The sequence below is a fragment of the Providencia sp. PROV268 genome (genome assembly GCF_028477805.1).
Taxonomy (GTDB): domain Bacteria; phylum Pseudomonadota; class Gammaproteobacteria; order Enterobacterales; family Enterobacteriaceae; genus Providencia; species Providencia stuartii.
The window spans coordinates 85053-109755 of the sequence record NZ_JAMPLW010000018.1; the positions used below are offsets into that span (position 1 = coordinate 85053).

Sequence of the window (24703 nt, forward strand, 5' to 3'; positions counted from 1 at the left end):
AATGAGGAGAGGGGGAATTATTGATTAAATTAATGTAAAAGAATGTTTTATTTCAAGTAAGAGAGAATAATATTATGTTTATGTTAAATAAAAAACGAATTTATATCCAAGACGGATGCTCTAATAAAGATGTATTTACTGTCAGAGAGAATAAACGAGAGGCGTAATTTGCCTCTCGCCTCGTGATGTGGTCAGTTAACTTTTTTTGTGGAAAGTTTTTTCTTAATGACGACGGCAATACTTCCGATAAGACCAATGATAAGTAGGCCGACAGGGATCAGCATCAACACGTTCATAATATGCTGTTCATACTGTAGAAATATTGGGCTTTTCCCAAAACCAAAACCAATAGCAGTTAAGATTAAGACCCAAAGAAGACCACTTAGCCAGTTAAATATTTGGAAGCGGCCATTCTGTAGCCCTGCTAGACCAGCAATTGTAGGCAGGAGCGTCCTGACAAAAGCTAAAAAGCGACCAATCAATAATGCTGCTAAACCATGGCGATGGAATAAGCCGTAAGCACGTTGATGATAATGCTCAGGAAGATGGGCTAGCCAACCTTTCACCAGTTTCGTGTTGCCAAGCCATCGACCTTGAATATAACCAACCCAGCAACCAAGGCTAGCGCCCGCAGTCAAAATAACAATCGTCAATGGATAACTTAGTGTACCTTTTGCTATGAGAACACCAACGAGGATCAATAAGCTGTCACCTGGTAGGAATGCGGCAGGGAGAACCCCATTCTCAAGAAAAAGAATAGCGAATAACATAAGGTAAATAGCCCAAACCAACGTAGGGTTGGAGAGCGTGACATAGTCTTGATGCCAAAGGGCAAAAAATAATTCTTTAACTAATTCCATTAATGTTTCCTAAACGGCAATAACAGCAACAATTTTATTGTTGGGTAGGGAGACATGGATTATGCGAATACCTAAGTGAAAAGTCATGTTTCCTCAGGCTGTTAGTTCAAAGCCTCTCCACTTTAACAAAACAAAAAATAACTAAACAGCGAATTCTCGTTCTATTTTTAGAATTCATTTAAGTTTTGCGGAAAAACGCAATCTTCTTCCTCGCGTTTTTTCTACAATAAATGGTGTGAAAATGGGCTTTACCAAGATGTTTCTTGACAAAAATGGTAAAAAAAGGTGTTTCCTTATTCAATAGTCTTTAAATATTTTTACTCAAATTATACCTATGGATTATTGATTTTTAGGACTAATTACCGTAATTTATCAGTCATAGCAAAGGGGAGTAACTTCTTCTTGTCGGTTTATCGTCATTACGGTGCTCATCATATTGCACCCGGTAGCCGAGCACCACAATTTCCTAACCTAGGATTATTGTGTTGTAAGTGAGACCTTGCCAGAAGGCAAGGTTTGCTCATCGTTTACAACCAAAAGATAGTCACTCTAGGTTAAAAACAGTTAAGCGGCTGATGCCTTCTGAGGTGTCAGCCGTTTTTTTGTAATTAAGGAAATTATATGCACTCTGTTGGTAGCCCTATTTTATGGGGAAGTTTCGCGGTTATCATTCTCATAATGTTGCTTGTTGACCTATTATGGCAAGGCAAACATAAAGACCAAGTTATGTCGATGAAACAAGCGGCGATTTGGAGCACGGTGTGGGTGACGCTAGCATTGATGTTTGCTGGGGGATTTTGGTGGTATCTCAAAGATACGGTAAGCCTTGAATTTGCTAATAGCCAAACAACGGCTTTCTTAACGGGTTATGTATTAGAGAAAGCTTTAGCGGTTGATAACGTATTTGTGTGGTTAATGTTGTTCAGCTATTTTGCGATCCCAGCGAACCTACAAAGACGTGTTTTAGTTTATGGGGTACTCGGTGCGATTATACTGCGTACCATTATGATCTTTGCAGGCAGTTGGCTCGTATCTCAATTTAGTTGGATTCTTTACATTTTTGGCCTGTTCCTTCTCTTTACAGGTATCAAAATGGCTTTTACAAAGGAAGATGGCTCTCCAATTACCGATAAGCCCTTGGTAAAGTGGGTTCGTTCTCATTTACGCATGACTGATGAATTACACGGTGAAAAGTTTTTCATTAAACGAAATGGGTTACTTTTTGCTACACCACTTTTTTTAGTCTTGATCCTTGTTGAAATCAGCGATGTGATTTTTGCGGTAGATAGCATTCCCGCTATTTTTGCTGTCACCACGGATCCGTTTATCGTATTAACCTCAAATCTTTTTGCTATTTTAGGCTTACGTGCAATGTATTTCCTACTGGCTGGGGTCGCTGAAAAATTCACTATGCTTAAGTACGGTTTGGCGGTGATTTTGACCTTTATCGGTGTGAAAATGCTTTTAATGGATATTTATCACATTCCAACGATCATCTCTTTGGGGACGGTTGCAACAATTTTAGTCGCCACTTTAGTGATTAATGTTATCGTTAATAAAAGAAACGCTTCTAACGGCTAATCTTTCACTGCTTAATTAACTCAAGCACTCGGCATAAAAACCGAGTGCTTTTTCTCTTTAACAGACTGAAAAATATCATAGATTTCTCAGTTTCCTATCCTACTATAAGAAACAAAATACAATTAGGATCACAGATATGTAAATATATTGTTAAAATAAAAAAATTATTGTCTATATTTAAAATAATCGCCTTTCCATAAGGTATTTATTCCTTATACTGGCAGAGCAAACACATTTAATTCCTAATAAAGATAAATAATGTATGGGTCTCTTATGGAAACAAACAAAACAGGGTTATGGCAGGTTATTACGAGCGGTAGCTTAGTTAAGCAAATACTCGTAGGCCTGATCGCAGGTATTTTATTGGCATGGTTATGGCCATCAGCAGCAAAAAATGTTAGGTTATTGGGCGATTTGTTTGTTAGTGCGCTAAAAGCGGTTGCTCCTATACTCGTTTGGGTACTGGTCATGGCATCCATTGCGAATCATCGCAAAGGGCAAAAAACCAATATCCGTCCTATCTTAGTATTGTATATATTAGGTACGTTCTTCGCGGCGTTGGTAGCCGTTATTGGTTCTTTTATATTCCCATCCAGACTGGTATTAGCACTCGGTGATACTCAGTTAACACCTCCTGGAAATATTGCAGAAGTGCTTAAAGGCTTGTTAGTGAATATTTTTGCTAACCCAGTCGATGCATTGATCAAGGGGAACTATATCGGGATCCTCGCATGGGCGATTGGTTTAGGTATCGCTTTACGCCATGCTAGCGAGACGACTAAGAACCTGATTCAAGACTTCTCAGAAAGTGTGACACAGCTTGTTAGAGTGGTGATCCGCTTAGCGCCTCTTGGGATTTTTGGTCTCGTTTCTTCAACAATCGCAATAACAGGTTTTGCAACATTAAAAGGCTACTTCCATGTTCTCGCTGTGCTTATTGGTTGTATGCTGATTGTGGCATTAGTTGTTAACCCTCTGATTGTATATTGGAAAATTAAACGTAATCCGTATCCACTCGTTTTCGCATGTTTACGTGAAAGTGGTGTAACCGCCTTCTTTACGCGTAGCTCTGCTGCAAACATTCCAGTGAATATGGGGATGTGTCGTCGCATGAATTTGCATGAAGATACCTACTCGGTTTCTATTCCTCTGGGTGCGACGATCAATATGGGCGGGGCTGCGGTTACCATTACAGTACTGACCTTAGCGGCAGTGCATACTTTAGGGATCCCTGTTGATATTCCGACAGCGCTCTTACTGAGTGTGGTTGCTGCGGTTTGCGCATGTGGTGCTTCTGGTGTTGCGGGTGGCTCCTTACTGCTCATTCCATTAGCCTGTAACATGTTTGGTATTTCGAACGAAATCGCTATGCAAGTAGTTGCTGTTGGGGTGATGATTGGTGTGCTGCAAGATTCAGCAGAAACAGCACTTAACTCTTCGACTGATGTACTATTTACAGCAGCGGTTTGCCTTGCTGAAGATGAGAAATTGGCTGATCCTACAGCGCAATTATCACAAAAAGACTAGTTTAGTCTCGATAAATATCCATAGAAAAACCCGCTGACGGATAGCGGGTTTTTTATAGGTTAGCATTATAAATATGGCGCTTTTTATAGCTGATAGGCTACTTTCATTCCTTGTTCAATTGCTCTTCTTGCATCAAGCTCAGCAGCGACATCAGCGCCACCAATGACGTGAGCTTGAATCCCATGCTCTGCGAGAGGCTCTTTTAATGGGTGATATGGCTCTTGGCCTGCACAAAGAATGACATTATCGACGGGGAGGCAATGTATTTTATCTTGATAGCGAATATGCAAGCCATCATCATCAACTCGCATATATTCAACACCATTAAACATCTGCACGCCACGCTTCATGAGTGATAAACGATGAACCCAGCCTGTGGTTTTACCTAGCCCAGCGCCAACTTTACTGTTTTTGCGTTGTAACAAATAGAGTTGGCGAGAAGAGGGGATAGGATGAGGAGATTGGCTCAATATTCCTCCGGTCGAATTGATGCTGGTATCAATATTCCACTCTTGATTAAATAACGATATATTCAAACTGCTGCTTGGGCCTTTTTGGCTTAAAAACTCAGCAATATCAAAGCCAATTCCCCCGGCACCAATGATAGCAGCCGAACGGCCTACCAAGCGCTTTCCAGTTAGTACATCAATATAGGAGAGTACCTTCTCGTGTTCACGCCCTTCTAGATTAATGGTTCTGGGCACAACCCCCGTTGCAATAACAACTTCATCGTAACCAATAAGGTCACGAATATGCGCTTGATGTTCAAGCTTGACTTCAATATTTAGAATTTCCAGTTGGCGGCAGAAATAGCGGATTGTTTCGTGGAACTCCTCTTTTCCGGGGATCTGTTTAGCCATATTAAATTGGCCACCAATTTGATTGGCTTTTTCAAATAAAGTCACTTTATGACCGCGCTTGGCTGCATAAATGGCACAAGAGAGTCCGGCAGGGCCTGCACCAACAATGGCTACTGTTTTTATTTGTGTCGCCTGTTCATCGGGATAATTCAATTCTTTTACGGCCCGAGGATTCACTAGGCAGGTAGCGAGCTTGCCATTAAAAATTTGATCAAGGCAGGCTTGATTGCAGCCAATGCAAGTATTGATTTCATCAGCACGATTTTCTTGTGCTTTCCGAACAAATGCTTCGTCGGCAAGGAATGGGCGAGCCATCGATACCATATCCGCTTGACCTGAACTAATGATCCGTTCGGCAACAAAGGGATCGTTGAGCCTATTCGTTGTGATCAAAGGAATGGTGACTTTTCCCATTAATTTTTCTGTTACCCAGCTAAATGCATGACGTGGTACTTGTGTTGCAATAGTTGGGATCCTCGCTTCATGCCAACCAATACCTGTGTTGATCATTGTTGCGCCAGCTTGCTCAATCGCTTTCGCTAAATATTCAATTTCTTCCCAGTTGGAACCTTCCTCTACGAGATCTAACATTGAGAGGCGATAAATAATGATAAAGTTTTCACCCACTGCCTGACGGATTTTACTGACAATTTCGAGAGGGAAACGGATCCTATTATCGTAGCTTCCTCCCCATTCATCAGTTCTATGGTTTGTGCGCTTGGCGATAAATTGATTAATAAGGTAGCCTTCTGAGCCCATTATTTCGACGCCATCATAGCCTGCTTGCTGTGCGAGTTTTGCTGTGGTGACAAAATCATTAATCGTTTTATTAATTTGTTCTGTTGTGAGAGCGTTGGGGGTAAATGGAATGATCTCAGCTTGGATGGCACTAGGGGCAACAATATGAGGATGAAAACCATAACGACCCGCATGTAAGATCTGCAAAGCAATTTTACTGTCAGCGCTGTGTACTGCTTGGGTGATTTCTTGGTGAAAAGGCAACTGTTCCGGAGTATTGAGCACCGCGCCATGAGCGGTTAAGGCACCTTCTTTATTTGGTGCGATCCCTCCTGTAATTATTAAGCTAACACCATTTTCTGCGCGTAACCGATAAAAATGAGCCAAACGCTGGCTTCCTTCCGGATGTTCTTCAAGCCCCGTATGCATGGAACCCATTAAAATACGGTTTTTTAGTACTGTGTGCCCCAAATTCAGTGGGGTAAAAAGATGTGGAAAATTGCTCATATTTTTGCTCCCCTGCGGGGTTTTATTAACAGGTCAGATGAGTTAACTCTAGCGCAATGATGGGAACAATAGAAAAATATGTTAAAAAAATGTGATATTTATCATATGATTTATTGGTAAATTGCAGGTAGTCTAGGTCGGCACAGGCGATTTTATTTTTTTGTCATAATTGGCGTGTAAAACAGGGTGGCTATTAGGGAACTTAACCAGTAAAGCTATTTTACCATTGTACGAAAAAGGATGGTTACGATGAAAACGATTTGCGAGGCTATAGAACTTGAAGGGGGCTTTGTAAAACTGGAGCTGCTGTCCCACCAATATGACTCTGAGTTTATGGAAATTATTCAACGAGATAGTTTACATAAACTATGGTATACCTCAGTACCTGAACCAGAAAACCTTGCTAAAGATGTTGAACGGCGTTTAAAGCTATATCAGCAACAAGAAATGCTACCCTTTGCAGTGATGAATAAAAAATCAGGTAAAGCTGTTGGGATGACCGCCTACAATAAAATTGACCAAGAGACTCGTCGAGTTGAAATTGGTGCAACCTGGTATAGTCGAGAAGTTCAACGAACTGCAATTAATACAGAAGCGAAATTCTTGTTACTCCAACACGCGTTTGAAACCTTATCTTGCGTTGCCGTGGAATTTAGAACTCATTTTTTAAATCAGCAAAGTCGAAGGGCGATAGAGAGACTGGGCGCTAAACTTGACGGGGTACTAAGAAGTCATATGTATACTCGTACTGGTGAATTACGGGATACCTGCGTATACAGTATTATTGCGTCAGAGTGGCCATCGATAAAACACCATCTACAGTGGCAATTGGAGAAACCTCGCTAGTAGCCATTCGCTGAGTTTATAAAAAATAAGTCTCTGTGATTAATCAATAAGAGAGGTTGGTTAATCGGTGCTGTTTTCTGTTTAAGAAATAGTCATTATCAATTAAATCGTTTGATTTTTATATAGTTAGACTAATTTTTTTGATTTTTTATGCATAGCATTTGGTTGTTATCAGTGCTGAGTTGTAAAAATACTTGTTTAAAAGGCAGAGGGAAGAGGGATAAATGCGGCTCTTTGAACAAGAGTTATCATTTTGAGTAATGATATCTTGCTGAATGATAAAGCAGAAAATGGAATTGCGTAGAAAATCACCATACAGTTTTGAAAGACTAGACCTGAGAGAAAACAGCACGTATAATCGCTTCCACTTTGGCCCCTTAGCTCAGTTGGTTAGAGCAGTCGACTCATAATCGATTGGTCACTGGTTCAAGTCCAGTAGGGGCCACCAAATTTTAGCTGTTAAATCAGCGCATTAAGCCACTTCTTAGCAAGTGGCTTTTTTGTTTCCATCCTATTCCTTTAGTTCAAGAAATCTCTTCACTGAAGTTCTCCCTATCTATTGAAAATAATGAATTTAAACTATTCGCTTCAAGATTAATTAGGTATCCGTTCCAGTTAAGGACCTAATGATAAAAGTATTTCTTTATGCTGCTAATGGGAGTTTGACTTCTACAAGATATAGTTTATTTTTATTTGATTGTCATATATAGACTATCTATTTAAGGTTGGTTGAGTAATGTTTATTTTTAAATGAGAAAGAAGTATTCCCATAATCATTAAAACTATTCCTTTATGAGTGTTTAATTAATTATAAAAATCACCATTGAGAATGTTCTTAATAGTGATCAGATTGATGGATTTTATAGGTGTTTCGTGATGACAACTTTGTTGTATGTTTAATCATGCACATTGGTTTAAAGAAAATCCCCTCATAAAAATCACGATTAATTTTAAAAAACATATATCTGTTAAGATTTTAAATTATATTATTAATTAAAATTTAAAGTGAGAAAGAAATATTTTTATATAAAGAAGTGTTTTTCTTGTTAATTGGTCTAATTTTTTATAATTAATGGAATTTAAAAATATATTATGGTATTTATGTGGTGTTTAAATCTATTTAGTTATCCTTTGTTGCGTTTTTATATTCTGTAATTGTAGTTTTTCGTATTTTTATAGTTGTTTTTACTTATGTGATTATTGTTCTATGGTGAGATTAGTCTTAAATGGTGTTTTTTTATTTTTTTGAAATCTTTTGTAATAAGTTTGTTTTAATTTGTTCTGGCTTCTTAACTTCATGATTATTAATGAGTATTTTTAATTTTATAATTTAAATATTACAACTTTAAAGGGTTTTTGGGGAATTTTAAGCTATTGAATATTTAAAATTGCTGGAATATTATTAATCCCGAATTAGGTGTAACGACGATTGAAATATATTGTTTAAATTTAGTTTGCACATAAATGTATATAAAGTGTTGTCCTCCCAGGTTTTACTTTAATATGGTTGTTGTGCACTCTGAAGTTTAATTTTTTGTCCATGTTACTATTTCTACAATTACAATAATTTATTAACGCTTGGTTACTATATTTTGTGTTGTAGAAATAGTTTCTTTTTGAAAATAACTGTAGGAGTTAGGTAAAAAGCTCCTTAATGTTAAAGCGCCTACCTTAATCATACAATCATAATCTTATCAAGTTGACAAAAGCGAACTGAGAATGAGTGATTTTATAGGTTCGTTATCGATCGGTATATTTTTACAGCTATAAATATTTGAACGTTTCGATAAATAAATTGTTTTTGATAGCGACTATCTATTTGAATTGCTACCTTGGCGGTATTATTGTTTTCACACAGAAGGAAATGGTGCGATTGTCGTGATATAGCTAATTTAGCAACTTGAACTAGGGAACGAGTATTTCATTACTCAACAGAGGATATTGATAACATATAAGGTTCATGTAATCTCAGTGCTGAATTTTAACTTGGGGTCACTTAACGGGGTCTAGGCTAAAATAACACTGTATCTAAAGCTATCAATGCGTTAATCAACCATAGATGAATAGCAGGCAGTTCAAGTGAAAGCCTAAAGGCATTCACAATAAGCCTCACCGATGAATAAAAAAATCAGCCGGTTGCAAGCACACAATACAATTCAAGAAAGCTACCGCACTGCTGATACTAGACCTTCTGTATAATTCGCGATAGCTCAAGTGCTGTGGGCAAATTTTATTGACCATGACAATTTTTTGAGAGAAAACCACTTTCCAATATTTCCTCATAAGACAAAATGAGCTTACTGAAAATGGATAGAGTCATACGTTATCATTAATGTGAAGAAAACCTCGACTTATCAAAAGTAAGAAAATTATTATTTTATAACTTAAATTATGACTTTGACTGTTTTATAAAGTAAGCAACTAAGGCGAATGAGCATAGGGTGCATAACGCTGCAAAACTAATAAAGGTCAACATTTGTGTCGAATTGACTAAAATATATCCACCAATGGCAGGGCCAATAGCCATTCCACCACCAATTACCAAATTTATGTTATTCATGAGCCTACCGCTGGTATCAAGCTGGGAGACCGCTCCCATAATAAAAGGTAAGACAAATGTCCATGTGAATTTAAACAATAAGGCGGCAACAATAAACCGTATTACGGTAGGTGAACCAATCAATAACAAGATACTTGCCATTAATAATCCATATCCTAAAAACACTAATTTATTGGTTTTAAACCGATTAGAAACAGTTGCCGCAATCACCGCACCAACCATACCTAAAATGGTGGCGATCGCTAAAATCTGACCATTCTCTTCAGCATCTAGCCCGCTATTTTGGCCAAATACACCTATGAATGTCCAAACTTGGCTCAAACAAATATAGAAAATGAGTATCGCAATAATGGCCATCGCCTTATTAATAAATGCATTTCGCGGGTGAGTTGATGAGTAATGATGTTGATCTTTTTCCATTATCACATTAGGAAATGCTCGAATTAATGGAAAAAAGATGACCATAAAAGCAGCGAGAATAAAGTAAACGATACGTAATCCGTAGAGTTCAAATAACGGTGGTAAGACAAGTAGTCCAAGTGTACCTAATGCGAGTTGACCTAAAACCCAAAAAGCGTACATGCGGCTCGGGTTTTCTGTTTTTCCGGCACATGAAATACACAGGATCATTAATGTACCACCAGCTAATGATGCTATGACGCGAAAAATTAACAAGGTGATATAGGTGGCCGCGAAAGCAGAGAGTAGGTTACCTATGATAAAAATAATGGCAGAGATAATGGCTATTTTTTGCCAATTAATACGGTTGATCCAATACCAAGCAGGAACAGTTGCAAAGCTCATAGCCCCTAATTCTGCTGAAAAAAGATAACCTATTTTATCGGCCGATAACTGCCATTGAGAGCCCAATTGAGTTGCAACTGCCGGCGCTGTCATCAAAATACCTGGGGCAATGGCCGCAAAAATAATAATTGCGAGTAGTAAACTCAATGAAGATTTTAGGATGACTTTTGGTGGCATGGCATTGACATCTTGTGTGTGCAGCGATTCGTTCATTTAAGCACCTCGTCAATAATAAGCAGTACCTTCGGTGAATGTTAATAAAAAGTTAATAATTACTTGTCGATTTTAGGGTGAAATAACGAAAGGTGACTATCATTCTTAAGAACGAAAAATAGGGCTTTTTTTGTTTTTTAGCGGCAACATCAAGAAATTTGCAGATTATCTGATAGGTTGAATAAACATACATTGGGAAAAGTTAATGGGATTTAAGTTCCCATTAACGTTTAAATAGAGAGGCTGTTTTAGAAATGTTCGCTATGCGATTTTTCTAGCGCGAAGCAGGCTTTTTCTAAGCCCCCTTTGCAGGCCAACTCAAAATAGTAGCGTGCCGCATAAGGAGAAGCATTTTCGACTTCACCTTTTTGCATGAGCCAGCCAAGGTTATATTGTGCATATGCATTGCCCTGTTCTGCTGCACGCATAAACCATTTCTGTGCTTGTTCAATGGAAACAGGAACTCCATCTCCTTGATAGTACATTAAGCCAAGGTTGAGCTGTGCATCTTTATCGCCCAGTTCAGCGCTGGTTTTTGTTTTTTCTGATTCTTCGAGTCGTTGACTTAACAAGTTTATATTATCAATCAAATTAAAATATTCATTTTTTCTTATTTCTAGATATGGGGTTTTATACTGCTTCTTAAAGATATCTAGCACTTAAATTTTATTGTTTAGCGATTTTCATCTCCATTTCGGTAGTTGAATTCCACTTTGAGCAATATCATTAATTTCATTCTAATTTATATTTTTCATCATTTTTTATTGTATTCATGAGTAAATGTCAATAGGTCAGAGGGGGGAGCTTTTATTCAAGGATAGTGAATATGAAAAATAAGTGTTGTAAAGATATTAATAGATAATTTGTATGGTGAGCAGCTATCTTCATAATATGATCTCGAAAATAATAAAGTGATTGTCATTTAATGATGGTTTCTCTAAAGGTGATGAAGTTAGCAATAATAATTTTTTAATTAAGAATAGCTCTGTAAGAATATAAATAAAAAACGTGAAGTAAAAATAAACTTCTGTTTTATTTAATCCTAAACAATTAGTTTGATTAGAACAATATTACAGATATTGCAAAATATTATATCTAAAATTGAAGTGTTAATTAAAATTACCACACTATTCAATGTATTGATTTTATTGAGTTTATTTTGCTTTGTTGGATTGATGTATTTTTCCATATATTTTTTTTGTTAAGTGTTATTACTTAAATTCTGAAAAAATATGAATTTCAGAATTATAAATCTAATTTTAAATCTTTTTGGGATTCTTGTAATATATAATTCTGGTCTAATTTGTATTCTCTTAATAGGAGTGTTGAATGTACCAAGCTAATGTGGTTTTTTGTGTTTGAATTACTCATTATTTGGATATTTAACTTATATCAATAACTGCTTGGTAGATATAGCTTTGTTTGATTTTGAGCAGCAGGTACAGTAAATTTATCTGCAACAGAGCAAGGCGTAAATATTTTCGTGCAAGCGGGCTTTAATAAATGAAGTTTGTTGTATCAGGAATTGAGGGCCTAATATGATAGTGGAACATGAAGTGTCAAAAAATATTTTTATGATTGCTGTTGGTAAAGAGATATTTCGTTTAAGGAAAAAGAGAGGGTTAACAGGAAAACAGTTAGCTGAAAAACTAAATGTCTCGCAGCAGCAAATATCTCGATATGAAAGAGGTGTGTGTAATATTAATGTTGATACCCTCTTTGTTATTTTGCATGAATTGGATTGTAGTTTAAGTAATTTCTTTAGTGCTGTTTATCTTAATGTTAATGATACAGAAAAAAAAGTTGGTTCTCATTATATTAATTTGTTTTTACCTCCATCTCCTTACTATAAAGGTGAGGATGCTTTTTCAGTAAAGATGAATAATTTGGTTGGCTAATTATAGTCGACCAAATAATAAACTATTAAAGATTTATGTTTAACTGAGAATAAAGAAAATACTTTCTGTTCTCAGAAAGTATTTTATTTGTTTTTATTTATTATTTAATAAATAAATTCTATTAATTATTTAACCAAGTGAGCTAATTAATAGCTTACTTTTTTTAGTGTTCATCGTAAAGGCGTAACCAATATGAAAAAGATTCTTTTAGCAACTCTGATTTCTGGCGCAATGAGCGCATCAGCTATGGCTGCTCCAGTCAGCGCAGGTCAAGGTACTGTGACATTCTACGGCTCAATCATTGAAGCCGCATGTGGTATCGCGCCAGAGTCTACAGACCAAACGGTTAACCTAGGTCAGGTAGCATCAGCACAATTAGCCGATGGTGGTACTTCTCGTCCAGTGCCATTCACTATTGAGCTGGTTGACTGTGATACAACCACGCTGACAGACAATACGGCGACCGTCACCTTTACGGGTGGTGTGAATCCTAACTTAGCTGATTCACTGGCTATTCAAGGTCAAGCATCTGGCGCAGGTGTTCAAATTGCAGGTCTGGGTGGTGTACCAGTGAAATTAGATGGCTCTGCTGGAACTGACTTAAAAATTCAAAATGGTGATAACTCACTGCTGTTCTCTGCTTATTTGAAAGGTGATGGCAAAACTATTGTTCCAGGTGAATTTACAGCACTCGCTAACTTCACAATGAGCTACGAGTAATCAGAACACTAGTGTGTTATTCAAAGGAGGGTAAAACCATGGGGTGTCAAGCTGTATTCGGATGGAGTGTATTACTCCTCACTACGAGTTTTACCTCACCTTTGGTGCACGCAGCTGGGCAAGGTGTAGGTACGGTGACTATGAACGGTGAAATCACCGATGCTGCCTGCACAATTGCCATGGAATCACGTGACCAAATCATTGATATGGGTGTGTTGCCGATTGGTACGATCCGTCAAGAAGGCCAAGGCCCCAAACAAGATTTTGAAATTCAATTAGTTAATTGTGATTTAGTCAAACACAGTGATCCGACTCAAACTTGGCGTGCCTTGCGCATGACCTTTGATGGACCTTCCGATAACGGGTTGTTTCAAGTATTTGGTGAAGCGCGCGGCGTAGGGTTACTTATGCAAGATGCACAATCGCGTCAAGTGGTACCGGGGGAAGCATCTCCGGAGCAAGATATTGTACCGCCGAGTATGCGATTAGCTTATCAATTACGGTTAGTCTCTGACTCTCGCCCACTAAGAGCAGGATATTACCAAAGCTTGATCCGTTTTAAAGTCGATTATTACTAATTAAGCCGGTTGAATTTATTTTTCTCTTTATTGTTATTGTGAATGTTCACGAGGGATATTTTTTATGTCTTCACCAAAGGCTACTTATTTTCGCCTTGCATTGCTGTCGCTGTCCATTGCGTTTGCTTTGGGTGAAAGCCAGATAGCATTGGCATCATCTGATGTTATCCAATTCAATATGGATGTATTGGATGTGGAAGACAAAAAAAATATCAATCTAGAACATTTTTCGCGTGCTGGTTATGTGATGCCAGGAACCTATAGCTTAGCGCTTAAGGTCAATGACGATACGTTACCAGAAGTGAAAGTACCATTTTATCCCCCTGAGAATGATCCTCAAGGCAGTGAGCCGTGCTTATCACCCGATATCACTGCCCAATTAGGGCTGACCGCAGACAGCTTGAAAAAGCTGACATGGTGGCACGATGACCAATGCTTAAATTTGGAAAGTTTGCCGGGAATACAGGTGCGTGGGGATCTCTCAACTTCATCCTTATACGTGAGTATTCCACAAGCTTACATGGAGTATACGGCTCCTAATTGGGATCCACCATCGCGTTGGGATGAAGGGATTGCTGCGATTTTGTTGGATTACAACATTAACGGTAACACTTATCGCCCGCACAACAAAGGTCATAATACCTACACCTTAAACGGTAACGGGGTGGCGGGGGTAAACTTAGGTGCATGGCGTTTTCGTGCAGATTGGCAAGGCCGTTTAAATCATGCAACAGGCTCAAACCAAGCTATCAATCGTGATTTTCAATGGAATCGATTTTACGCCTTTCGTGCGCTGCCGGCTCTCGGAGCCAAACTGATTTTGGGTGAAGATTACCTGAACTCAAATATGTTTGATTCATTCCGTTTTATTGGCGCCAGTTTGCGCTCGGATTTGAACATGTTGCCGCCGAATTTACGCGGTTACGCACCGGAAGTAACAGGGATCGCACAATCCAATGCGACGGTGACGATAAGCCAGCAAGGGCGTGTGATTTATACCGAACAAGTGGCACCGGGGCCGTTTCGTATTCAAAACTTGAGCGATGCGATTAGTGGTACGTTGGGCGTCAAAATTGAAGAGCAAGATGGTACGGTACAAGAGTATCAACTCGATACAGCTAACTTACCTTACCTAACTCGTCCGGGACAGCTTCAATATAAGTTGGCATTGGGTCAGCCGAATGATGTTAACCGGCACAAAGAGGGTGATAACTTTATCACTGGTGAGTTTTCGTGGGGGGTGAATAACGGTTGGTCACTGTTCAGTGGTTTGCTTGGCAGCAAAAACTACCAAGCGATTTCAGCGGGTATTGGTCGAGACTTACTGGCGTTCGGTGCGTTGTCATTCGATGTGACTCAGTCGTTTGCGCGTTTGGCAGGTGAAAACACTATTAACGGTGGATCTTATCGTGTCAGCTACGCAAAACGTTTTGATGCTATTGATAGTCAAATTCAATTCGCGGGTTATCGCTTCTCGGAGCGAGACTTTATGAGTATGTCAGACTTCTTACAGGCAAGGAAAACAGGTATTCGTTATGGTGGTAGCAAAGAGCTGTACACCATTTCACTGAGCAAAAATTTCCGTGATATCGGTATGTCTGTATATTTGAACTACAACCACCAAACCTATTGGGATCGACCGGAAAACAACTATTACAGCCTGACGTTATCCAAATATTTTGATGTGGGAACGATTAAGAATGTCAGCGTTAACCTGTCGGCAAACCGCAGTATGTATAACGGAGTGACGGATGACAGTATTTATTTATCGACCTCATTCCCGCTGAGTAATGGTGCTAATGTGGGGTATTCCTTAAATAGCAGCCGTTACGACACGGTCAATCGAGTGACTTACCATGACCGCATTGATGAGCGTACCAATTATCAATTGGGCGTAGGATCAAACCGTAAAGGAGCGAGTGGAACTGCGTATCTGACTCACCAAGGCGATACCGCGCGAGTCTCGGGTAATGCGAGTTACGCCAATAACCAATATACCGCGTTTGGGTTAGCAGCAACTGGTGGGATCACGCTGACGGCAGAAGGTGGTGGTGTACATCGCATGAGCATACCTGGAGGAACCCGTTTACTGGTGGACACCGATGGTATTGCTAATGTGCCTGTCAAAGGGTTTGGAGCTCCGGTTACCACCAATATGTTTGGTAAAGCGGTGGTTGGTGACATGAACAGTTACTACCGCAGCAAGGCACAAATTGACTTGAACGCGCTGCCAGATGATGTGGATGCACAGCAATCGGTGGTGCAAGTGACCTTAACCGAAGGGGCGGTGGGTTACCGCGAATTTGCGGTTGTAGCAGGGCAAAAAGCGATGACGGTGTTGCGCTTACCGGATGGCAGTTACCCTCCGTTTGGGGCGCAAATATTCAATACAAAAGGCCAAAGCACCGGCATCGTAGGGGATAGCGGCAGTGCGTATATCAGCGGTATTGAACCAAATTCCCTAATGACCATACAGTGGGGAGACGAGGACGGATGCCAAGTGGCTTTCCCTGAGAGTATCGATATCAACAATCCATCGCTGTTGTTGCAGTGTACTCCGCTAGCAGCAAAGCAGTTAGCGCAGCGATAACACGCGTTAGCACGGTATGAACAGAATTTGCGGTGACGCGATGGTGTCTCCGAGATGACATTAAAAAGGTTATAACAGCATGAAACTGAATAAAAAATACGCTTTGATAGCGGGTGTGATGGGCATGATGTGGTTAAGCAGCATGGCACACGCGGCGATTGGTCTTGACCGTACTCGGGTGATTTTTAATGGTGACCAAAAATCGATGTCACTCAACATTTCTAACAACAATAAACAATTACCGTATCTAGCACAGGCGTGGATTGATGATGCTGAAGGCAACAAAATTACGTCGCCATTGGTGGTATTGCCGCCAGTGCAGCGTGTGGAGCCCGGCAAATCTAGCCAAGTGAAAATCGAAGCCCTGCCAGCGGTTAGTACCTTGCCACAAGATCGCGAGAGCTTGTTTTACTTTAACTTGCGTGAAATACCGCCTAAAAGCGATAAGCCCAACACGTTACAGATTGCCTTACAAACCCGCGTAAAAATGTTCTATCGACCAAAAGCGATTGTGCCGGCCAAAATGGGCACACCATGGCAAGAAAAATTAACCCTGCAAAAACAAGGCGATACGGTAATGGTCAAAAATCCCACGCCGTATTATGTGACAGTGATTAATGCAGCAGAAAGCCTTAAGGCATTGGACAACAAAGATAAAAAAGAATTTAAACCCATCATGTTGCCACCGTTTGGTGAAAGCGCGTTGGGGGTGAGTGCCAATGCATTAGGGCAGCGTCCGGTCGTGACTTACATCAATGATTACGGCGGGCGTCCAAACTTGACCTTCCAATGTCAAGGTAGCCAATGTCACGTGGTACCGAACGATAAGCCTGCGACACCGTAAACCATTATATTTGCTTTGTCTGCATCATGACGATAAGGAATAACCGATGACACACAAATTACTCCATCATGCTGTCACCTCTGTGTTGTTTGGCAGCGTACTTGTCTGTTCATGGGGCAGTCAGGCCGAAGATAACAATACGCGTTTGTATCGTCCTGTGGATAACTGGCAGGTCGATGGTGCCAACGGTGCGCTGTATGTGTCGGGTTCACTGACCGAAAGTCCGTGCCGTTTAGCGATGACCTCGGCGTATCAAGCGGTTGAATTGGGCAATACCGAAACGGCGGAACTGAAAGCCGTGGGGGATAAAGGGCGTGCAACGGCGTTTCACCTTGAACTGCAAGATTGTATCGAAGTGAACAGTGCCTTGGAAAACGTCCAAACTGGGCAAACCGCGTGGAGTAGCACCCAACCGGCGGTTAAAATCCGTTTTATTGCGCCAACGGTGCCGTGGATGCCTGATTTTGCCAAAGTGATGGGCGCACAAGGAATTGGTTTAGTACTGAGCGATAAGGCAGGGCACACCTTGCCATTAAATCGTAACAGTAACCCCGAGCTACTACCATCAGGGCAATCGACGTTGACCTATTATGTTTCACCGGTACGTACTGCCGCACAAATGCAGCCGGGCGCATACTCTGCGCTGATTTCTTTTGAAATGCTGTATGAGTAATAGGAGCTGTCAACAATGAAAGGGATGGTAAGTCATCGGTTTTGGTTGTGTGCAGTAGCATTAGGGCTCAGCGGTGCTTTTTCAATGATAAGCCAAGCGGGTTCGGATCGATTGTCATTTGAGGTGAAGTTTACTGTGGAGCTGAAAACCTGCGATATCAATAATAATCAAACCATTGAGGTCGATTTTGGTGACATGATCATCAATAACATTGATGGTGTGGCGTATGAGCAGCCTATACCGTACAGCTTGCATTGCGATGATGCGGTCAATGGAACGTCTTTGAATTTGTTTTTTGAAAATAATTCAGGGGCAAATTTTACGGCGGGCGGCTATCGATTGTTAAGAACTGACAGAACAGGTTTAGGACTACTGGTGAAGCAAAATGGTCATCCTTTCTCATTTAATGATGAGATCCCGTTTACCTATGGCAATGAGCCCACATTAACGGTTGTTCCCGTGAAAAATGCGAATGTCGGGTTGGATGATGGTGAGTTTGACGCTTCCGCATTACTGACGGTGGAGTATAACTAATGAAACTTCAGCGATTCAATCAGTCAGCGGCTTGGTGTGCGATGGCAATATTGCTGCTTAGCTTCAATGCACCGTTTACGAATGCATCAACACGCGTCAATTTTACTGGCAATCTCATTGGCAACCCCCCTTGTGATATCACGGGGGACAATGATCCCATTATGGTGGATTTTGATGAAGTCGGGATCACCAAAATTGATGGCGTCAATTACATGCAGAATTTCTCATTGAGAGTCACTTGCGGCGATGACCTCGGGAACGATGTACGACTTTATCTGGGTTATACAGGGATGGAGGCCAGATCATTCGATAATAATGCCGTGCTGACTAATCGAGATGGCCTTGCAATCCGTTTGTATTATCAAGGACAAGTCGTTGCGCCGGATGATGCCAATATCCCGATTGTGATGTCGAGTGGTGGCTCTGCTGTCATTCCATTGTCAGCTGTTCCTGTCAGAGACCCAGCAGTGGATTTACTGGAAGGTGATTTTTATGCCACAGGCACAGTCGAAATACGCTATCCGTAAGGTGAATGAGATGATGATGAAGAAAGTTTTTAGAGGGAGTTGCACCTTATTATTGTCGAGTTTGCTGTTTTCGTCATGGTCAGCAAGGGCGGATTCCACAGTCGACATTCACTACAAAGGCACCTTGATTGCATTACCTTGCACTATCGTCCCAGGTACTGAAGATCCTTATTATTATTTAGGGGTCACACCAACTAAGTCTCTATACCGCTTTACACGCACATCGGGTTTCTTGATTACGTTTGAGCTAAAGGATTGTGATACCTCATTAGGTAGTACAGTAAAAGCCTCATTTTCAGGCCCTGTGAATAGTGAGGGGTTACTGATGTTTACTCCTAGTAGCGAAGCAAAAGGGGCAGGAATTGGCTTGGAGTATTTAGATGGGCGTCCTATTCCGATAGACGGAACAACTGATTATGCCGTACCTCTAAGAGATGGAGATATGACCATTCGTTTAAAGGCTTATGTACAAGGTGAGCGAGAGGCACTGGCGAATAAAAGTTTAGTGCCAGGAAATTTTGAAGCAATAATGACTTATACGTTGAGTTATGAGTAATAGAATATAGATAATGTAATGGTGTTACTCATTATATCTATTTCTTTATTGGTATTTCGTTCTTCAATGGATGCTAGGTTTTTTTATTAACACCTTTGTTTGAAAACAGAAATAAATATTTATTTTAATCATGTGTATTGAGTTATTGACTCGGTAATATGGTGGGACAATATGAATAGATTAGTTATTCTATTTTTTACAATGATATCATCGTATGGTTACGGTGGTTCAGCAGACTATTTATGGAGCGGCCAAGGAGGTGGTGCAGGAACTGGTGCAGTACTAGACCCTCAATATGAGATAGTTCATACTGGTTATGCACAATCAATACCAACAGGACGCTCATGGCAAGGGCGTGGCAGTGATGGAGTTACTCGAACTATCAGTGAATTACAAGTCTCCTTTCCAGGAACAATGGAAGTCGCACTTCCAAATGAGTGCTTAGGAGGTCAGGCATTTATTGGTATTGTTGTACTTCGACCAGGTATGGGACCTATATATCAAGAGTCATATAAAGCAATGTATGGCCCCAATAACTCAGGAGGAGTATCTATAGGTTCCTATTACAGTATTAGTAATACTGGGCCTGAAAACCCTGTCATTGTTAGATATCAGGCACAATCTTCTACAGGTAATATCTATGTTGTATCTGGGCCAGCAGGATTTTACTCACCAATAACAGGACGCCCTCCCGGGGGCCCAAACCAAGGTTCTCCTTATGTATTTAGTGCTGGAAATTCTCCTGATGTAGTTCCATATATTGACCATCATAATGGCCCTTGTGGAATGAAATATAATCTTGGCGATCCACCTATATATATTCCACCAATTGTGGATCCAAATAATGACCTTGTGTGTAATTTTGACATTGATGGCGATATTAACTTAGGAACTATTTCGAGTAATTCGGCAGGAGAATATGAATCAACGGTATTAACAACCCAATGCAATGGGGATGCGACAATTACAGGATCTATTGTTACTGCTGATGGTTCTGGTAATCCCTATACACAAGGTGGCGTTACAATTTGGGTACCATGGGAAAACTCAATAAATGGGACAAGTGGAAGCTGGATTGTGCGTGAAGGAATACTGGATAGGAAATCCATTTATGGAATGGTTCAGTCTGTCGGGAATATTATTCCAGGAGAATACAGTAAATCGATGATCGTTCGATTGGAATTCGAGTAATTGATATTAGAAATAAATCAATAAAATTGAGTTTTAAATTAGCAGAAGAAAAATATCAAAAATGATTCTCGATGATCTCTGTTTATCATTTGATGATGCTATATAAAAATCCAAATATTGTGATTTATTTTAAAAAAAATGCCCATTGAAGGGTAATAAAGTAATTTCTATAAAAATCTAGGGTCAGAATAACTCTGTCTCTATGTGGTGTCGCACGTTTATATCATTATAAAAGAGGTTCAATATGAAAATTAAATTAGCATCTATCGCTGCATTAATGTTAGCGGCTGGCGTTGCAAGTTCTGCTATGGCAGCAACAACAACAACGGTAACTTTTAAAGCACAATTGCAGAAAGGAACTTGTGATATTGCAACAAGCTCTGGCTCTATTGTTGACTTTGGTGTTTTCACAACTGAGAGCGTGACTCAAGGTCCAACAACATCCATTGCTAATAAAGATTTCAACTTAGTATTAACTAATTGTGCGGGTGCTGAAACCACTTCTGGTGCATTAAGTTTATACGCAGATGGTCAAGCAAGTATCTTTAATCCTAATCTCTTTGCTAACACTGATGCAAAAACATTAGCAGTGGGAATTAAAACCAATCCTGCTTCAGGCACAGCCACTGAAATTAAACCAAACCAATTAATCAGTGTTAATCAATCACTGGCTATGAGTACGGATGATGAAGGCGCTGCAACTGATGTTGATGGTAACGCAGTAAATTTATTACCAATGCAGGCAGACCTGTTCGCACTCAATGGTGCTAATGATACAGATATTCTGAATGTACCTGTTATCTTTAGCGTAGCTTATAACTAATTAAAGCAAGGTGATTACAAATTTTGTAATCACCTTAATAAAAATTTATGAAAAATACACTGTCATTAAAAATTTGGTTGTTTATTATTTTAGTTAATTTTTTATTGTTAAATAACTTTGCTTATTCCGCTGGAGTAGGTATTGATGCAACACGCATTATTTATCCTCAAGGTGAAAAAAGTGTTTCTGTGACACTAAGAAATAATGACGAAAAGATTAATTATCTGACACAAATCACGATAGCGAGTGAGCAATATCCCGATGCCTTTGAAGTGGCTCCACCTTTATTTCGTTTAGAAAAAATGAGCAGGCAAGATGTGCGCATTATGTTGATCAATAATCAATTACCTAAAGATAGAGAGTCTGTTTTTTACTTTAAAGCACGAATGGTGCCAGCGAGAGATAAAAATAGCGAAGGGGTAATTATCGGTTTTGATAATATTATCAAATTATTTTATCGACCTACAGATTTAAAGCAAACAGCCAAAGAAGCACAGTCATCGCTAGTATTTAAAAATGTTGGTAATAAAACTGAGGTTATCAATCGTTCACCTTATTACATCAGTCTATTTAGCGTTACGCTGAATAATAAAGTGATGACTATTAGTTCAGATAATAAAAATAACATGATAGCACCATTTTCAAGTATTAATTTTGACCTAAAAATGCCAAAAGGGGCAATAGCAAAATGGACTGCAATTAATGATTTAGGGGGTTATGATGGCTATTCAGCAGAAATTCAATAAGTATTTTTTAGGGGTATTATTGCCAGCAGTTTTACTATCTAAGGTCAGCTTGGCTGATGAAAGTGCGACGATTTATTTTAGTGGTACGGTAGCTAATGCAACTTGTGAATTCGCCGCAGATAGCGATCAGGAAGTTATTTTTGATGAGCCTTTTAGCAGCAGTGTACTGAACGCGCTGCAGCCGGGCGAAGAAAGTAATTATCGCAAGTCTTTCACGGTGGAATATAGCTGTGAAGGGATCTCAGAGGACACCGAATCCATCGATATTGTGATTACACCATTAAGCAGTACACACATAAAAAATAACGTGTTGTATGAAGATAGCGCGATCAATGTGGGTTTTTTATTGATGAATTGCGGTGATGACAATGGTGCATGTGAGGAAGTGATTTTTTCTGGTGATGAGGCAATCGTCGAGTCAGGGACTGGTGAGCATTATTTTGAAGTTGTTGCTGCAAAAATTGACAATCAAACCATAACATCAGGTGATATTGATGCTGCCATTGAACTCTCATTACAAATACCATAATAAGAAAAAATATTGGGTTACTTTTTCTTTCTTATTTTGTTTATTGTTTTCCATTTCAGTGAAAGCTGATAATGATTCGATCCGTTTTGAATTTACAGCTTATGTTGATCAAGAGCCCTGTGACATTATTGTCGAAGATCTTTATGAAGCTTCTGATGAAATTGATTTTGGCATTGTATCAATGCAGGACATTATTGAGCAAACGCAGAGGAGAAAGTTTGAAATTATTCTTCAAGATTGTGAAGGTGATTTTTCAACCAGCTATATTCAAATGACGTCTGGAAGTATTGTTGATGGCTCTGATGGCTATGTCTTTAATAGCGATCCCGATGCTTATTTTGGTGTCGCTATCATGGATGAAGATGAACAAGAGAATTTTGCAGTTGGAGATATCGTTTTTGATGATATTGATGATGGAGATGAACATATTATCTTAACCGCAGTATTAGCCTGTTATGATCTTAGACAAAGCTGTTCGGAAGATGATGTTGGTGACTTTACCGCTCATGTCACTTTTAGCTATTTTTCAGATTAGGGCGATTATAATGAAAAAAATAACGCTTACTGTCTTCTTATTTTTTCTCTCTTTTTTTACTTATTCTGCTGGTTTAAGTTTAAATAAGACCCGGATCATTTTCAATGAAGGTGATAAATCTGCATCTGTGACATTTAAAAATAATGTGGGATCTCCCTTTCTTGTTCAGAATGAAATTTATGATGTAGATAATAAAAAAAGCGATTTTTTTATTATTACACCTAATATTTTTAGAGTTGAAAAAAACTCAACCTTTATGATGCGTATTTTTCCTGCATCATTAAGCTTGTTGCCAAAAGATCGTGAGAGTGTATTTTATTTTAGCTCAAGAGCTATTCCACCAAAGAAAAATGATGAAAAAGGTAGTGGAAAATTATCCATAGTTACAAATTTGGTTATTAAACTTTATTATCGGCCTAAAAACTTAGATATGGCAGTTAAAGACTCGTATGGAAAGATATCAGTGAGCTATGAAAATAATACATTAACCATTAATAATCCAACACCTTATTATACTACTTTAGTTGATATGAAGGTGAATAATAATCGTAAAATAAAGAATAAAATGGTTGCTCCATATTCACATATAACGATACCTGATATGGCGGGGCTTAGTTCTTTTTCATGGCGAATAATGAATGATTATGGCGGCACAACTAAACCTTTTATATTTGAAAGTAAGGCTAAAAAATGAAAATAATTTCATTAATCATATTATTTTTAGGTCTATTAAACTTTCATCAAGCTATTGCAAAAAATACTAGCAGTGGCTTGCGCTTTCCTAATGAACGATTGGTTTTTCATCAAGAAAGCCGAGGACTATCATTTTTATTAAAAAATAATGATGAAAATGCGTATCTTGTTCAAGCTGATATTGCCATTCCTGATGAGTCGACAGGGCTGAATGCGAAAAAAGCGGATTCAGTTCTTTTTATGATTACACCACCCTTATATCGGCTAGAGGCCAAGTCAGAATATAACTGGCAAATCAAAAAAATTGATAATTTAAAAAAATTACCTCAAGACCGGGAGTCAGTGTTTTTTATTCGATTAAAGTCTATTCCCCCGAAAGGAACTAAAAATACTGTTAAATTTAAAAAAATGGATAGAAGCTTAACTCTATCAAAAGTTTTACATTATAAGTTTTATTATCGCCCAGAAGCGATTAAAAATCTTAAAATGGTTAATGTTAAAGATAAATTTAAATTTACTGTTTCTGATGGAAAACTGATCGTTGATAACCAGTCTCCACTTTATTTAACCTTTGGGAAATTAGCGGTGGGTCAATATCAAATTGACAATATGCAACTGTTTAAATTAATTCCACCTTTTGGCAAACAAAGTTATTCATTACCGAAAGGGAATTATGCGAATGCCACGGTGAAATGGCGATTATTAAATGAATTCATGCTGGAAATGCCAGAGCAAACCCAAAAACTATAAAAAAAATCACTGAGAGATAA

23 protein-coding genes and 1 tRNA gene are annotated in these 24703 nt (G+C 39.1%); 20 read left to right on the forward strand and 4 right to left on the reverse strand.

Features of this window, described 5'->3' with window-relative positions; genetic code table 11:
• Positions 1–191: 191 nt before the first annotated feature.
• Positions 192–860 carry a DedA family protein gene (locus PR699_RS13965; protein ID WP_004925324.1) on the reverse strand — a complete coding sequence of 223 codons (669 nt, stop codon included), beginning with the start codon at positions 858–860 and terminating at the stop codon, positions 192–194.
• Between the two features lie 621 nt (positions 861–1481).
• Here PR699_RS13965 and PR699_RS13970 point away from each other — a divergent pair.
• Both PR699_RS13970 and sstT read left to right on the forward strand, forming a co-directional pair.
• A complete protein-coding gene (locus tag PR699_RS13970; RefSeq protein ID WP_014657594.1) occupies positions 1482–2441 on the forward strand; it encodes a TerC family protein in 960 nt (319 codons plus the stop codon).
• A 273-nt stretch (positions 2442–2714) separates the two neighbouring features.
• The gene (gene sstT / locus PR699_RS13975; RefSeq protein WP_014657595.1) at positions 2715–3968 is read left to right on the forward strand and encodes a serine/threonine transporter SstT; all 1254 of its coding nucleotides are present in this window, start codon (positions 2715–2717) and stop codon (positions 3966–3968) included.
• A gap of 83 nt (positions 3969–4051) precedes the next feature.
• Here the strand turns inward: sstT and PR699_RS13980 are convergent, their stop codons facing one another.
• The gene (locus PR699_RS13980; RefSeq protein WP_014657596.1) at positions 4052–6073 is read right to left on the reverse strand and encodes an NADPH-dependent 2,4-dienoyl-CoA reductase; all 2022 of its coding nucleotides are present in this window, start codon (positions 6071–6073) and stop codon (positions 4052–4054) included.
• Between the two features lie 249 nt (positions 6074–6322).
• Here PR699_RS13980 and PR699_RS13985 point away from each other — a divergent pair, with 249 nt between their 5' ends.
• Positions 6323–6919, forward strand: coding sequence for a GNAT family N-acetyltransferase (locus PR699_RS13985; protein WP_014657597.1), 597 nt, complete (start codon positions 6323–6325; stop codon positions 6917–6919).
• A 371-nt stretch (positions 6920–7290) separates the two neighbouring features.
• Positions 7291–7367: transfer RNA gene (locus tag PR699_RS13990), tRNA-Ile, on the forward strand.
• A gap of 1941 nt (positions 7368–9308) precedes the next feature.
• Here PR699_RS13990 and PR699_RS13995 read toward each other — a convergent pair.
• Positions 9309–10496, reverse strand: coding sequence for an MFS transporter (locus PR699_RS13995; protein WP_014657598.1), 1188 nt, complete (start codon positions 10494–10496; stop codon positions 9309–9311).
• 248 nt (positions 10497–10744) lie between these two features.
• A complete protein-coding gene (locus PR699_RS14000; RefSeq protein WP_014657599.1) occupies positions 10745–11086 on the reverse strand; it encodes a tetratricopeptide repeat protein in 342 nt (113 codons plus the stop codon).
• Between the two features lie 966 nt (positions 11087–12052).
• On the opposite strand from PR699_RS14000, the gene PR699_RS14005 reads away from it, so the two are divergent.
• The 16 genes from PR699_RS14005 (at position 12053) to PR699_RS14080 (ending at position 24683) form a co-directional block, all read left to right on the forward strand.
• Positions 12053–12394 carry a helix-turn-helix domain-containing protein gene (locus PR699_RS14005; RefSeq protein ID WP_223854670.1) on the forward strand — a complete coding sequence of 114 codons (342 nt, stop codon included), beginning with the start codon at positions 12053–12055 and terminating at the stop codon, positions 12392–12394.
• A 192-nt stretch (positions 12395–12586) separates the two neighbouring features.
• Positions 12587–13114 (forward strand): fimbrial protein, encoded by a 528-nt coding sequence (locus PR699_RS14010; protein WP_014657601.1) that lies wholly within the window; start codon positions 12587–12589, stop codon positions 13112–13114.
• A gap of 38 nt (positions 13115–13152) precedes the next feature.
• Positions 13153–13692: a fimbrial protein gene (locus PR699_RS14015; RefSeq protein ID WP_014657602.1), complete on the forward strand. Its 540-nt coding sequence runs from the start codon at positions 13153–13155 to the stop codon at positions 13690–13692.
• 64 nt (positions 13693–13756) lie between these two features.
• Positions 13757–16282 carry an outer membrane usher protein gene (locus tag PR699_RS14020; RefSeq protein ID WP_272577852.1) on the forward strand — a complete coding sequence of 842 codons (2526 nt, stop codon included), beginning with the start codon at positions 13757–13759 and terminating at the stop codon, positions 16280–16282.
• Between the two features lie 79 nt (positions 16283–16361).
• On the forward strand, positions 16362–17126 hold the full coding sequence (locus tag PR699_RS14025) for a fimbria/pilus periplasmic chaperone (RefSeq protein WP_014657604.1): 765 nt from the start codon (positions 16362–16364) through the stop codon (positions 17124–17126).
• 46 nt (positions 17127–17172) lie between these two features.
• On the forward strand, positions 17173–17799 hold the full coding sequence (locus PR699_RS14030) for a fimbrial protein (protein WP_014657605.1): 627 nt from the start codon (positions 17173–17175) through the stop codon (positions 17797–17799).
• Between the two features lie 15 nt (positions 17800–17814).
• Entirely contained in the window at positions 17815–18333 is a 519-nt protein-coding gene (locus PR699_RS14035; protein WP_014657606.1) for a fimbrial protein, read from the forward strand.
• Positions 18333–18860, forward strand: coding sequence for a fimbrial protein (locus PR699_RS14040; protein ID WP_014657607.1), 528 nt, complete (start codon positions 18333–18335; stop codon positions 18858–18860). Before PR699_RS14035 ends, PR699_RS14040 begins: the two co-directional genes overlap by 1 nt.
• Positions 18826–19416, forward strand: coding sequence for a fimbrial protein (locus PR699_RS14045; RefSeq protein ID WP_127891331.1), 591 nt, complete (start codon positions 18826–18828; stop codon positions 19414–19416). The genes PR699_RS14040 and PR699_RS14045 overlap by 35 nt, the downstream gene beginning before the upstream one ends.
• Positions 19417–19587: 171 nt before the next feature.
• Complete coding sequence (locus tag PR699_RS14050; RefSeq protein WP_014657609.1) at positions 19588–20607, forward strand: hypothetical protein; 1020 nt, start codon at positions 19588–19590, stop codon at positions 20605–20607.
• A 244-nt stretch (positions 20608–20851) separates the two neighbouring features.
• Complete coding sequence (locus tag PR699_RS14055; protein ID WP_014657610.1) at positions 20852–21430, forward strand: fimbrial protein; 579 nt, start codon at positions 20852–20854, stop codon at positions 21428–21430.
• Between the two features lie 47 nt (positions 21431–21477).
• Positions 21478–22176: a molecular chaperone gene (locus PR699_RS14060; RefSeq protein ID WP_272577853.1), complete on the forward strand. Its 699-nt coding sequence runs from the start codon at positions 21478–21480 to the stop codon at positions 22174–22176.
• Positions 22148–22705, forward strand: a complete 558-nt coding sequence (locus PR699_RS14065; protein ID WP_080574253.1) for a fimbrial protein — start codon at positions 22148–22150, stop codon at positions 22703–22705. Before PR699_RS14060 ends, PR699_RS14065 begins: the two co-directional genes overlap by 29 nt.
• Complete coding sequence (locus tag PR699_RS14070) at positions 22671–23240, forward strand: fimbrial protein (protein WP_014657613.1); 570 nt, start codon at positions 22671–22673, stop codon at positions 23238–23240. The genes PR699_RS14065 and PR699_RS14070 overlap by 35 nt, the downstream gene beginning before the upstream one ends.
• A gap of 10 nt (positions 23241–23250) precedes the next feature.
• The gene (locus tag PR699_RS14075; protein ID WP_014657614.1) at positions 23251–23934 is read left to right on the forward strand and encodes a molecular chaperone; all 684 of its coding nucleotides are present in this window, start codon (positions 23251–23253) and stop codon (positions 23932–23934) included.
• Positions 23931–24683 carry a molecular chaperone gene (locus PR699_RS14080; RefSeq protein ID WP_104873240.1) on the forward strand — a complete coding sequence of 251 codons (753 nt, stop codon included), beginning with the start codon at positions 23931–23933 and terminating at the stop codon, positions 24681–24683. The genes PR699_RS14075 and PR699_RS14080 overlap by 4 nt, the downstream gene beginning before the upstream one ends.
• Positions 24684–24703: the final 20 nt, after the last annotated feature.